The following is a 13669-nucleotide window of genomic DNA, read 5'->3' on the forward strand; positions in this document are numbered from 1 at the left end:
TGACTATGAACGATCCTTCCTTCGGGGGTTTGATCGGCGCCTTACTGGACGGTGATCATGCTGCGGCAGTGGCCGCGGTGCGGGAATTGCGCACCGCCGGCTTCGTTCCGGAATTGGTCGTTACTGCCGGGATCGAGCAGGCCATGTCCAGATTGGATGCAAAGTGCACGGTGGAGCATTTTAATTTGCTGGAGATTATGCTGGCCGGCCGCGCCGTCGGGGCCGTGATCAAGGAACTTTACCCGGACGGCATGCCTCCCGGGGCTGGAAAACATAGCTTGGCTATCGCCACCTTGGAGGGGGATGTCCACGAACTGGGCAAGAATATTGTCAAGAGCGTTCTGTCAGCTAAAGGCTATCGTATCGTTGATTGCGGCAAAAATTGCTCCCTGGAAAGACTGGTGCACACCGCAGAACGGGAAGGGGTCCAGGCCGTTCTGATGAGCGGTTTGATTACTTCGGTAATTCCCCAGGTCCGCCAAGTGCGTAGCGCCCTAACGGCCCGGGGGTTGGCCGGCCTCAAGGTTTTGGCGGGCGGGGCAGTTTTGAAGCAGGCCAGCGCCGAGGAATTGCAAGTGGATTATGTGGCGCAAACCGCCTTTGACGGCGCCCGTTATCTCGATGAGACCATCGGGGCTCGACCATGAATAGCCTTGAGAGGATCGCCGCGGCTGTGAATCTGGAGCCGGTGGACCGGGTGCCGGTGATTGCCCAAGTCTTTGGCCATGCGGCCCGGATCTCTGGGATTCCCCTGAAACGCTATCTGACAAGCGGCGCCGAGCTGGCCGCGGCCCAAATGGCGGCACTTAAGCGCTACGACTACGACGCCGTATTCGCCTTGATGGACGTCTGCGTGGAAACCGAGGCCGCGGGTTCGGTATTGACGTATTATGCTGACCAGTATCCGGATGTGTCTGCTTACGCCCTCTCTGCGCCAGAGGGGTTGTCCCGTCTCTCGGTGCCCGACCCCCGGTCAGCCGGCAGGATGCCGGAGTTATTGCAAGCCGTCGCCCTGTTGCGCCATGAGGTGGGTCACCGGGTGGCGGTGGTGGGCTGCGTGTTGGGACCGATGACCCTGACCACCCAGTTATTGGGCATTGAGAAGGCCCTGTATCTGGCAGTAGACGACCTGGAAGGGTTCGAACGAGTTCTGGACTTCGCCACCGATATCTCTATCCGGTTCGGTGCGGCACAGGTGGAGACGGGGGCTCACCTCCCCATAGTTTTTGAACCTTCCGCCTCCCCTGCTGTGGTCCCGCCGCAGTTCTTTCGCGAAATCCTGGCCTCCCGCCTCACCCGCCTTTTCTCCGCCCTGAAAAATGCCGGGGCGCTCTTCAACTGGCTGCATATCGCTGGGCCGACGGCTCCGATTCTCCCCTTTTATCCCGGACTGGGAGTCGATATTGCCAATTTCGACTACGAAGTCTATCCTCTGGTGGCCCAGAAGGCGCTGCCCCACACCTGTCTCGACGGTAACCTGAAACCCCTGTCATTTATCAGCAACTCACCGGAGGAGATTAGGCAGTGGTCGAGGGAGTTGCTGAGGATGTTCAGCACCCGCCGCGGCTTTATCCTGTCGTCCGGTTGCGAGATTCCGCCGGAAGCCAGGCCGGAAAACGTGGCTGCCATGGTAGCCGCGGTGCGCTGAATGGGATAATGGCGTGCCGCAGCTCACTTTTCTTATAGGCGCCAAGGAGTGCCGGGTCCTTTTTGAACCAGGACCGTCGGTCAGGGATACTCTGGAGGAAGCAGGCTATCAGGTACGCACCGCCTGCCGGGGGCACGGCGCCTGCGGCCTCTGTGAGATCCGCCTGTTAGCCGGCCTGCCGCCGGAGCCGACCCTTAGCGAACGTCTCCATATAGAGCCGGAGCGTCTGGCCCAGGGGGTGCGCCTGGCCTGTCAGGTGCGGCCTTTGGGCGATCTGCATCTTGAGATTCTCAATCCGGCGCCACCCACCAAATGGCAGAGCGTCTCCTGCGAGAGTTTTCCACCTTCCGCCTGGCCGTTTGACGCACCGCCGCCGGAGATGCTTCAGGAGGTCAAGGGTCCCCTGGGGTTGGCGGTGGACCTGGGTACGACCAATATTCGCCTGGCGCTTCTGGATCTGGGCAATGGCCGGTGCCTGGCCCAGCGCCGGGGACGCAATCCCCAGGCGAGCTACGGCGCTGATGTCCTGACCCGCCTGGTCGCGGCGCAAGAATCGCCCGAGTCGGCGCAGGCCCTGTGTGAATCGGCGGCCTCGGCCATTGGCGAGGGGTTGAGTGACCTGGCCCGGCGTGAAGGCGTCGATCTGCGCCGGGTGGTATCCCTGGCAGTGGTTGGCAACACCCCCATGCTGGCGCTGTTGGCGGAGAAAAACTACCATCTCTTGTTGCAGCCGCAACATTGGCAGGCCCCCATCGATTGCCAACCTGAAGGCGCGGCCCGTTTGGCCGAAGCCTGGTCCATTCACCCCAGGGCCGACGTGCGATTCATTCAGCCCCTGGCCGGGTTCGTGGGCTCCGACCTGCTGGCTGGCTTGGTGGCCACGCGCTTTATGGCCGGACCGGCGCCGGCTCTATTCATCGATTTCGGGACCAATTCCGAGATCGCCCTGTGGGACGGGTTGGACCTTTGGGTTACCTCCGCCGCGGGGGGGCCCGCCTTCGAACTCTGGGGGCTGTCCAATGGTATGCCCGCTGAACCCGGAGCGGTCTATCGGGTAGAACGTGGGCTGGACGACGTCCTGCACTACCAGGTGATCGGTGGGGAGGAGCCCCGGGGGTTTTGCGGCTCCGGCTTGGTGGATCTCATTGCCCGCCTCTTGGAAACCGGCCGGTTGTCCCGAACCGGGCGGTTTCCGGCGGACCAGGGTCAGGGGCGGTTGGATATCACTCCAGGACCTGCACCTCTGGGCTTGAGCCTGGAAGATGTGGATAACCTGCAGCGGGCCAAGGCGGCCATCGGCACAGGGGTTATGGTCCTGGCCAGGCACTCGGGGGTCAAGCTGGACCAACTGCAACGGGTCTGCGTCGCCGGTGAGTTCGGCCGCTTTCTCGATGTGGGGAGCGCTCAGGCCATCGGACTCCTCCCGGCGGGGCCTAAAGATCGTGTGGAACTGATCTGCGAAGCCGCCTTGCGGGGTTGTGGCGACGTCATTCTTGCCGCCGCGGCACAAGAGCAGCTATCCCGGATGAGAACCATTGCCAGACTGGTTAATCTGGCCCTCACCCCGGACTTTGAAGAATTATTTCTCGCCAATCTCTATCTCGAACCTCTTAAAGAGGACTAAAGAATGGGCCAATTGTTCTTCTCCCAGGCGGATCAACTGGAGGCGCTGGTTAAAGCGTACCAGTATCTCGCCGGGTTAATTTCGGACCGGGAGGTTTGGGTAGAGCTGGAGAAGGTGCTGACTCACTACTTCAAGGCGGATCTGGTAGCCTTCCTGGGTCGGCGGCCTGACGGCGAAATTGTCTTGCACCATCTTTCCCGCCTCGACCAGATCTCCAATGAACAGGCTCTGCGGGAGACCGCCGCTACTGCTGCCGAGGTGCTGGATAGCGGTTTCCTGGCCACGGAGATCGTGAACTTGCCACAGCCCTACGCCGTGGCTTTTCTCCCCATTTCCGAAAGCAAGCAGGCAACCCGGGTAATGCTGGTGGGGCACCGTATGGCCGAGCCGCTGCCCCGGTCTTTGCTGGACATCTATCTGGCCCTGGCCGGACTGTGCGGCACCACTCTGGAAAGGCTGGCCTCGGAACGCCGGGTGCAGCGCATGACGGAGAAGGTGCCGGAGATGCTCTTCGAGCTGCTGGTCTACCCGGATGGCACCCTGCAGTTTACTTATATCAGCCGGCAATCCAGTGTCATCTTTTTTCAGCCGCCGGAGGCCTTGCTGGATAATCCCAACCTTATCGTCAACGTCATACACCCGGAGGATCAGGCCGGGTTCCTGGCAGCCCTGACCGGTGCTTCCCCCGAGGGGACGCATCTCTCCATGGAATTCCGCTCCCTCGACCCCTCCGGCCAGGCAAGGCACGTCCTGTTTCACGCCCTTTCCAGTTTTCAAGAAGGCGGCGTCGTGGTCTGGGACGGTTCCTTCCTGGACATCACCGCACGCAAGCGGGGGGAGGCCGAGGTTGAACGTCTGCGGCGGCAAAATGAACTGATTTTGAACTTCGCTGGAGAGGGTATTCTCGGCATCGATCTGGAAGGGAAAATTACTTTCGTTAACCCGGCGGCGGCGAGAATGGCAGGTTGGGAAGTTAAGGAGTTGATCGGCCGGCGGCATCATGAAATGGTTCACCATAGCAGGCTTGACGGCACCCCTTACCCCCAGGCTGAGTGCCCCATCCATGCGGTAACCAGAGACGGGCAGGTTCGCCGGGCCGATAACGAGATTTTTTGGCGGCAGGACGGGACAAATTTCCCGGTGGAATACACCAGCACCCCGATTCGGAATGAACAAGGCGAGTTATTGGGGGCTGCGGTGGTGTTCAGAGATATCACGGAACGCAAACGGGCGGAGGCGGAAATTCGCCAACTGAACGAAGAGTTGGAGCACAGGGTGCAAGAGCGCACTGCGCAGCTGGAATCCGCCAATAAGGAACTGGAAAGCTTTGCCTATTCCGTTTCCCATGACTTAAGGGCCCCACTCAGGGCTATAGGTGGTTTCAGCCGCATTTTGCTCGAAGAAAGCGAACATAGGTTGGATGACGCGGCCAAAGGTTATTTGGATCGAATCATGGCCGGATCGCGGCGCATGGGGCAGCTCATTGATGATATTCTTAAACTTTCCAGGCTGTCGCGCACTGAAATGGTCTTTGGCCGTGTCAATATAAGCATTATGGTTCATGAAATCGTTACCGAACTGCAAGCCGCTGAGCCGGAACGCCGGGTGGAATTCTCCATCGAGGACAATCTGGTGGTTTCGGGCAGCCGACGACTGCTGCGAATCGCCCTGGAGAACTTGTTGGGTAATGCCTGGAAATTCACTTCCAGGAAACCTCAGGCCAAAATTGCCTTTGGAAGTATCGAGAAAGACGGCAAAAGAAGTTATTTTGTGCGGGATAACGGCTCTGGGTTCAACATGGCGTATGCAGACAAAATTTTCAAGCCTTTTGAGCGCTTACACAAGGAAAGCGAGTTTCCGGGTACGGGGATCGGCTTAACCATTGTTCACCGTATCATCCAGCGGCACGGCGGGCAAATCTCAGTCGAAAGTGGCGAAAGTCAAGGATCGACCTTTTATTTCTCTCTTAAGGAGAACGGCTCATGACCCAAAAAGTCATTTTGTTGGTGGAAGATAACCCGGATGACGAAGCGTTGACTTTGAGGGCGCTCAAAAAAAGCAAGATCGCCAATCGAGTCGTAGTTGCCCGGGATGGTGAAGAAGCTTTAGATTATCTTTTTGGTACCGGAAAATATGTCGGCCGGAACCTCAAAGATGCCCCCACCATTGTGTTACTAGACTTAAAGTTGCCCAAGATCGACGGACTGGAAGTTCTCCGTCGGATCCGCGCCAATGAACACACCCAGTTTACTCCGGTGATTATTCTCACCTCTTCCCAGGAGGAAAGAGACCGGCTGCAAGGTTATAAATTGGGGGTCAACTCCTACGTAGTCAAGCCGGTCGATTTTTCCCAGTTCAGCGAGGCCATCAATTATTTGGGGTTATACTGGCTCGTGCTGAATGAACCTCCTCCAGTAGTTTAACAGCTATTCTTGGCGACTCCGGACAGGGTGGCTTCAATCGCTTCGACGCTTCCAGGCTGATAAGCCGGGAGGCGATGCCGGGATGGCGGAGCACCCGCCAAGCATTTTTTTCCATGGCCAGGGGACTCCTCAGCAGATTATGGGAGAATGTCTTCGGCCATACTTCAAGGGGATTTGCCCTCCATGGCCGCTTTGAGAATCTCTCTCGCTCAGAAATGAAAGCCACCCTTGGCAAAGAGGCGGACACAGGCCTCCACCACTTGGGGATCATAAAGGGTCTCTTGATTGCGGGTTATTTCTTCCAGGGCTTTATCCACCCCCAGGGCTGGCCGGTACGGCCGGTGCGCGGCCATGGCCTCCATGACATCCGCGACCGCGAGAATTTTGGCTTCCAGGAGGATATCCGAGCCGGTCAGCCCCCTGGGGTACCCGGAGCCATTCAGACGTTCATGGTGCTGCAACACGATCTCGGCCACCGGCCAGGGAAAGTCTATTTTCTGTAAGATGTCGTGCCCTGCCTGAGAATGGGTTTTAATGAGATTAAATTCATACTGGTTGAGTTTCCCAGGTTTATTGAGGATCTCGACCGGGACGACGATCTTGCCGATATCATGCAGGAAACCTGCCACGCGGATGCCTTCGATGCGGTCGTCGGCCAGGCCAATTTTGAGGGCCAGGTCGCAGGCCAGGCGGGTTACGTTCCGCTGATGTCCTGCGGTGTAGGGGTCCCGCATTTCTGCCAGGGAGGCGATGGCTTCCACGGTTTGTATCATCATGATCTGAAACTTGATGAGGCCTTGGATTAGTTCCTGCTCCAGGCGGAGAGACCTAATCCCCACAGCGATGTCGCCGGCCACTTGCTTTAGAAACTCAACCTCTTCCGCCTGGAAGGCATTTTTCTTTTCGGCGTAAACATTCAGGGATCCCAGGGTCGTGTGATCATAGGCGAGGGGCAAAGCGATACACGACGCATAGCCCCTGAGTAGGGCAGGTTGACGCCACGGGCTGAAGATGGGATCGTTTTCTATATCTTCCACTATGCCAGGTTTCCCGGTTTTGATGGCCATGCCGAGGGGGCCCTGCCCATAAGGCGAATCATCCCACGTCGTCTTAATGATTGAGAGATATCCATCCTCATGACCGGCCCAGGCCGCGGGTTTCACCTCAAAGCTGTCCGGCTGCACCAGGCCAATCCAGGCAAACCTGACATAAGGCACACTCTTCAGCAAATCACAGATTTTTTGAAAGAGCTCTTTCTCGTTCTTTACCCGGAGCAGGACCTCGTTGATATCTTTAATGGCGCCAAGCAGGATATTCAGGTCCCGGACTCTCGCTTCGGTGCGTTTGTAGTGGCTGATATCCGCGATGATAAGCACCGCGCCGGCAACTTCGCCAGCCTCGTTCGGGATAGGATCGGCCATGACGTGTAACCAGCGGTCGCCAAAGGGCAGGGTCTGGGTTTCCCGCTTGCGACTTTTCAACATGCGCCCCACCGGACACTCCGCATCGGGTCCGGTAGTCAGGGGCACCGCCCTACAGCAATGGTGACCCATGATCTCGGATAAAGGTTTGCCTGCCAGATCAACCATGGCCTGGTTACATTGGAGAATCTGGGATTCCCGATCTACCAGGCACACCGCGTCACCGATGGCGTCGAAGGTGCTTTGCCAGGCGTGAGCTGCGGCGCGGAGGTCCTCCTCCATCTGCTTGCGCTCGGTAATGACGTCAAATACCGCCACGAAGTATTCTTTTGCGGGGCTGTAAACTGAGACGGAAAACCACATTCTTAAGGCTGACACATAGGTCTCAAACTTCTCGGGTTTGCCGGTCAAGGCCACTCTGCCATAGATTTCGAACAGTTCCGAATCAGTCTCCCGGATGCCCGGAATGACTTCGGACACTTTTTTCCCCTCAACATCTTTTAAGCCGGTCAACAGTTCAAAGGAATTGTTGACCTTTAGATAGATGAAGTCCTGGGGCTGATTTTGATGGAAGAGCATCTTGCAGTAAGCAAAGCCGTTCAGCATGTTCTCGAACAAGGACCGATAGAGGTCTTCGTTCTGCTGCAGCGCTGCCTCAATCTCTTTGCGTTGGGTGATGTCTTCGGCAACCTCGATGAACCCGGTTATTTGGCCATCCGTAGCGCGGTATGGAAAAGCCTGGATACGAACGTCAAGCCGGCTACCGTCAGGAGGGGTAATGGTAAGTTCAAGCACTTCCTTTTGTCCGGTGGCCATGGCCTTGGTTCCGGGACAATGAGCGCAGACCGCATCCCGGTGTTCAAATTCCCGAAAACATTCGTGGCCCACCAGTTCGCCGAGGGGCCTTTGTAATAATCTGCCCTGAGCCGCATTGGTCATGATTATCCGATGATCCCGGTCTATTACCGAAATACCCAGATCAATGTTTTCCACCAAGGTGCGGTAGCGCGCCTCACTTTCCCGCAACGACTGTTCGGCTTGTAACTTTTGAAAGGCCGCGCCCAGTTGCATCCCAACTTTTTCCAGCATCTCGACGACATGGAAGGGCACCATATTATCCCGGTGATCCGCCACATGGATCAAGCCCAGGATCACCTCGCCGCGGCGAAAAGGCACCAGAGCTACGGATTCATAGCCCACTTGGTTGCACAGGTTGCGGGTGCTGCCTTTGTCTCCCTCGGAAACCGTGGCCAGAAACCGGGAGGTGCCGTTCATGTAAAACGACCCGCCCATAGTATAAAATGGCAACGTAGGATCGCACGTGCCTTTGATGACGTTGATACACATGCATTGATCTGAATAAATGGATAGGGGGCTTTCCATTTCATAGAATTGACGGCTGAAACCCTGATAAGCCAGATAGGGAATCCCGCCCGCAGTGTCGAGAACCCGGATGCCCACCGCCTCACAGCCAGTAAAGTTTTTGATCTCAGACACGAAAGCTTCTAAAAGCGGATTGATCTCTGTTTGTTCGTGCACAATCTCTTGAAAGCGGAGAGAAGCCTGCAGCGTATCCTGCAACCGCTTGACCGCGGTGATGTCCCGGGCGATGGTGGAAGCGCCGATAATCGTACCGGCCGCATCCCGGATGGGTGACACGGTAAGTGAGACCTGGAGGGGGGTGCCGTCTTTCCGCACCCGTAGCGCTGACAAATGTTCGGTCCCTGCTCCGCGCTTCATCTTTTGCAAGATATGGTTGATCTCCGCCTGATGCTCTGGAGGGGCCAGGATCAGAACAGATTTCCCCTTGATTTCAGTGGCGGTATAGCCGTAGAGTCTCTCGGCCGCCGGGTTCCAGTCGGTGATGATGCCCTCTAACGTCTTGCCGATGATGGCGTCGTCACTGCTCATGACGATGGCAGCCAGACGGGCATGCTCTCGCGAGAAGGCGGTCTGATCTCCTTGGTATCCCGGCAATGATTGGGCCTCGGTTTGCCCCTGGCCAAGGGCGCGCAAACTCCCCTCGGCCTCGGCCAAGCGGGTGCGCAGGTCTCGGATTTCTCTTAACAGATCTTCTGAGGTCCTGTCAGTTGTCATACATGATCTCGACTTACAACGGCCCTCGACTTATAGTATTTGCCAAAAGTTTTTTCCTCTAATTCTCCTCTCCCCTTGTGGGAGAGGGTAGGGTGAGGGGTTAATAAGAAAAAACTTTTGGCAATGAGTATAGGTCAGACTCTTGCGTGGCTTGGCTATCGTGGTCTACCCTTGACAAAACTCAACCTTGCCGGGACCAATCAAGGGCTTTGGTCTCAATACTCCCCGGATAGCAACCTCGTGACTATGGGCAAGAGTTCCGTTTGGACTTTGCGCTTGGGTACATAGGCGCTGGCCCCGGCCGCAGCCGCGTCGGCTCGATGGGCCTCGTCGTCATAAATAGTAAGCATCACCACGTGGGTGTCCGGCAACACCGCTTTTATGCCCTGGGCGGCCTCGATGCCACTCATCCCGGGCAAGCCGATGTCCATGATGATCAGACGTGGAGTCATCGTCTGGGCCATGGAGATCGCTTCCTCTCCGCTGGTGGCTTCCAGCAACTGGTAGTGAGGAAAAGAGAGCTCCAGCCATTCCCGCAGTGACTGGCGAACGACTACGTGATCTTCTACTATCAAGATATTATGGTTCATAACTCTCCTCTTCTGTGCAAAATTCTTCAACTATTATGATAGACAACTTTCTTATATCTATGCCGCGATTGCTCTTCTGTCAGCCGGGAAAGTCTGACAATTTGAGGGGAAGACCTTGACAGTTCAGGTCAAAGTCTTGACATCTCAAGGAAGATTCTTCTTGTCGCGTGGGTAGACGCCTGACGCCCATCGGCGGCTTCGCCTCCCACCAGGAGATCGGCCTGGGTCTCCAACAAGAGTTTGAGTCCGTCCCGGACCACCGCGTGATCGTCGGCCAGAAACACGGTGATCTTCATCGGGTCACTTCAACTATCACTCGGGTGCCGTGGTCGGGCTGAGACTCGATGTTGCAGCTACCGCCTGCCGCTGCCGCCCGCTCGCTCATGTTCATAAGGCCCCACCGGCAAGGCCCTTCGGGCTGGCCCACCTGGGACTGGTCGAAGCCGACGCCGTTGTCGGCGATGATCAGGCGGATGGTTCCGTTAATTACCTCTTCGGTCAATTCGACCCTAGAAGCCCTGGCGTGCTTGGCCACGTTGGTCAGGGCCTCCTGGGCAATACGGAACAAGGCCAATTCCACCCACCTGGTCAGGCGGGGAGCTGCCTCCTCCCCCAAGACCTCCACATTGATACCTGTCCGCCGGGCAAACTCCCCCCCATACCAGCGTAGCGCCGATAGCAGCCCGTAGTCATCCAACACCGGGGGCCGCAGTTCGGCCATGACGTTCCGGATGGTTTCCCCGATTTTTTCCACCAGGGTCACGGCGTCGGCCAGTCGCATCAGGAGCGGCTCTGCCGCATTTTTGGGCATCTGGGTCGTGAGCAAGGTCAGGTTGAGGCCCAGGGCGGTGAGGCCCTGGCCCACCTCGTCGTGGAGCTCACGGGCCAGGATATGCCGCTCCTTCTCTTCCGCTTCCGCCAGTTGGGCCGCTAAAGCCCGGAGTTGTTTTTGGGCCTGCTTGAGCTCCGTGATGTCAGTGATAACCCCGACCAGTCCCCCCACCGCGCCATCGCCTTTCAGGAAGGTGGCTTTGTTAAAGACGACCTCCCGTTTCCTGCCATCAGGCAGCGGCATAATATGCTCATATACCTGGACGCCGGGATTTTTAAACAGTTCCAGGTCCTTCTGACGATATTTTGTTGCCGATTCCTGGTGGGGTAGACAGTCGACCGTGTTCCCCACCATCTCCTCTTTCGTAACCCCAAAATAGTCTAAAAAGCTCTGGTTGCAGCCCAGATAGCGGCCCTCGGCATTTTTGTAAAAAACGGGGGTGGGAATCGTTTCAATCAAAGATTGCAGAAACTGGGATTGTTGGGCCAGGGCTTCCTCTGTCTGCTTGCGGGCGGTAATGTCCACCGACAAGACCGCAAAGCCTACCAGATTTCCGGCGCCTGAGTATATTGGATGGACATAATTATCACAAATGAGGCCCCCGCGCCTATCTTCAAAAACCAGGGGCCTGCCGGTACTCCTGACCTCTTCTATACGGGCCTGTCTCCCTTTGGCCAAATCAGCCGGTAAGTAATCGAACATGCAAGTGCCCACCATCTCTTTGATGGGTTTGCCCAACCTTTCGGCCACTATTTTATTGGCCGCCAGGATAATGCCGTGGGGGTTCAGAAGCACCACCGCGGCAGGGGTGGCGTCCAGGAGCACCCGTAAGGTTTCCCGGCTTCGCCGCAGGGCTTCTTCAGCCTGCTTGCGTTGAGTGATATCGTCTAATATTGCCACAAAATATTCTTTTGCGGGGGAGTACACCGAGATCGAAAGCCACTTCTGAAAGGCTTTCACATAGATTTCGAACCTCTCGGGTTCTCCAGTCAGAGCCACCCTGCCATAGATTTCAAAAAGCTCCGGATTCCCTTTGTGCAGGCCCGGAATGACTTCAGATACCTTTTTCCCAACAACATTTTTCAACCCGGTCAAGACCTGGAAGGATTTGTTGACCTCAAGATAGATGAAGTCGTGGGGCTGATCGTGCTCAAAGAGCATCTTACAGTAGGCAAATCCGTTCAGCATATTCTCGAACAGGGACCGATAGAGTTTTTCGCTCTCCCGGATGGCCTGCTCCGCCGCCCTTTGGGCGGTAATGTCCCGGACTGCGGCGAGCCGCAAATTGTGGCCCTGGGCCGGAAAATTACTGCTCTTGACCTCCACCGGGAAGGTAGAGCCATCCTTGCGGCGATGGATGCCGGAAAAGGTATTCGCTGGGGAGTCATGCTTACACAGATTTTGGAGGTCTTGCCGGCTTATCCCCACTTCGATATCCTTTACGTGCAAACCAAGGAGCTCTTCCCTGGTGTACCCCAGACTCCGGCAGGCCTGCAGGTTGACCTCGACAATCCTGCCCTGGGCGTGCAGGAAGACGGCATCCGCGACGCTGTCGAACAATTGCCGGAAGTGGGCCTCGCTCTCTCTCAAGGCCTCCTCGGACTTTTTGAGCCGGGTAATATCTGCGATACGATGCACTGCGCCCAGGAGTTCGCCGGCGTCGTCCAGGATGGGGTCCACGGTCACTTTAAACCAGCGCTCTTTATGGGGCAGGACCACTTCTTCCCGTTGCCGGGTCTGGCACATGATCCCCAGGGGACATTCAGAAATCGGTTGGGAGGTCCCATGGACGACCTCGTAACAGAGGCAGCCCAGGATTTCATCAATGGGCTGGCCTACCAGAGTGGCCATGGCTTGATTGCATCCCAGAATCCGGCAGTTCAAGTCCATGAGGCAAATGCCGTCGCTCATGGCATCGAAAGTGGCCTGCCATTGGTGAGCCGCCAGTCGCAGGGCCTCTTCCGCCTGCTTGTGTCGGGTGATGTCGGCGAACATGGCGAAGGCGCCCTGAAATTGGCCCTGGCCATCTTGGAGGCTCCTGGCCGAGATAATGCACCAGCGATCACTCCCATCTTCGCGCTTCAAGCGGCGTTCGAAGGTTACATCCAGCCCCTGGCGGAGCTGGGCAATTTTGTTCTCGTGATCAGGCAGATCTTCGGGAAACAAGAAGTCAGTCAACGGCCGGTACAGCATCTCCTCCATCTGGTAACCCAGCATTCCAGCCATGACGGGATTGATGTAAGTTGTTTGGTAATCGGCATCTATCCCCCAAATACCCTCGTTGGCGGTCTCCACGATGAGACGGTACAAGGCTTCGCTCTTGCGCAAGTTGTCTTCCGCTTGCTTGAGTTTGGTGATATTCCTAACAACCGTATGATATTGGACCAACTTGCCCCCTGCATCCACCACCGGCAGACTCTCCAGGGAAGCGGAAAAAGGGGGGCCTTGGTGAGGCCTCAGCAACAGATCACCTGACTGCGAGACGCCATCGGCTAGCCCCGATTGCAGGTGAGTTCGAAAGGCCTCATGATTTCCCGGGGCCACGAACCGGATGAAAGGCGTTTGCAGTAATGAATCCCTGGGTTCCCCCAATAACCTAATCCCCGCGTCGTTAACCTCGCTGATGAGCCCGTGCGGGTCCAGGGTAAAGTAAGCTACCGGGGCAAAGTCATAGAGTGTGGCATACCGGTCCTGGGACTTGGCGAGAACCTCCTGGGACCGGCGAAGATCCTGGTTTTGCTTCTCCAACTCGGACTGGTGCTCCTGCAGTTCATGCACCAGTTCCTGGACATCATCCCAGGGCATCCGTTCCAGGTCCGGCACATTGGCCGCCAGAAACTCCTTTACCCTGGCCTTGAGGTGGTCTATTGAGTCCACGCTTGATCGTCTCTTTTTCATGGTAAGTTTTTCATGCTGAGGTGAGGCCGATTCACTCCTCTAAGCCCTTTGAGTATCCCCAAGACTGGGTCCCCCTCAAGCTAAGACAGCAGTGGTGCCCGGCGTAAAAAACCTTTACAAGTTATATCGGTAAGTT

The 13669-nt window shown here is 56.8% G+C and carries 9 protein-coding genes; 5 read left to right on the forward strand and 4 right to left on the reverse strand.

The genetic code is table 11. The features are described 5' to 3' along the window. The first annotated feature begins 5 nt into the window (after positions 1-5). From WC600_08300 to WC600_08320, 5 genes are read left to right on the forward strand one after another with little or no spacing between them, the layout of a single operon-like run. Positions 6-647, forward strand: coding sequence for a cobalamin-dependent protein (locus WC600_08300; protein ID MFA4902732.1), 642 nt, complete (start codon positions 6-8; stop codon positions 645-647). Continuing rightward, positions 644-1648: a uroporphyrinogen decarboxylase family protein gene (locus WC600_08305; GenBank protein ID MFA4902733.1), complete on the forward strand. Its 1005-nt coding sequence runs from the start codon at positions 644-646 to the stop codon at positions 1646-1648. Before WC600_08300 ends, WC600_08305 begins: the two co-directional genes overlap by 4 nt. 13 nt (positions 1649-1661) lie before the next feature. After that, positions 1662-3272, forward strand: coding sequence for an ASKHA domain-containing protein (locus WC600_08310; protein MFA4902734.1), 1611 nt, complete (start codon positions 1662-1664; stop codon positions 3270-3272). Between the two features lie 3 nt (positions 3273-3275). Next, positions 3276-5258 (forward strand): PAS domain S-box protein, encoded by a 1983-nt coding sequence (locus WC600_08315; GenBank protein MFA4902735.1) that lies wholly within the window; start codon positions 3276-3278, stop codon positions 5256-5258. Beyond that, complete coding sequence (locus WC600_08320; protein ID MFA4902736.1) at positions 5255-5695, forward strand: response regulator; 441 nt, start codon at positions 5255-5257, stop codon at positions 5693-5695. Before WC600_08315 ends, WC600_08320 begins: the two co-directional genes overlap by 4 nt. Before the next feature lie 209 nt (positions 5696-5904). Here WC600_08320 and WC600_08325 read toward each other — a convergent pair whose 3' ends face one another. From WC600_08325 to WC600_08340, 4 genes are all read right to left on the reverse strand, one after another. Beyond that, positions 5905-9213 (reverse strand): PAS domain S-box protein, encoded by a 3309-nt coding sequence (locus WC600_08325; protein MFA4902737.1) that lies wholly within the window; start codon positions 9211-9213, stop codon positions 5905-5907. A 215-nt stretch (positions 9214-9428) separates the two neighbouring features. Next, entirely contained in the window at positions 9429-9803 is a 375-nt protein-coding gene (locus WC600_08330) for a response regulator transcription factor (GenBank protein MFA4902738.1), read from the reverse strand. A gap of 128 nt (positions 9804-9931) precedes the next feature. Continuing rightward, entirely contained in the window at positions 9932-10099 is a 168-nt protein-coding gene (locus tag WC600_08335) for a hypothetical protein (GenBank protein MFA4902739.1), read from the reverse strand. Next, positions 10096-13533, reverse strand: a complete 3438-nt coding sequence (locus WC600_08340) for a PAS domain S-box protein (protein ID MFA4902740.1) — start codon at positions 13531-13533, stop codon at positions 10096-10098. Before WC600_08340 ends, WC600_08335 begins: the two co-directional genes overlap by 4 nt. Between the last annotated feature and the right edge of the window lie 136 nt (positions 13534-13669).

The organism is Desulfobaccales bacterium (assembly GCA_041648175.1).
Lineage (GTDB): Bacteria > Desulfobacterota > Desulfobaccia > Desulfobaccales > 0-14-0-80-60-11 > 0-14-0-80-60-11.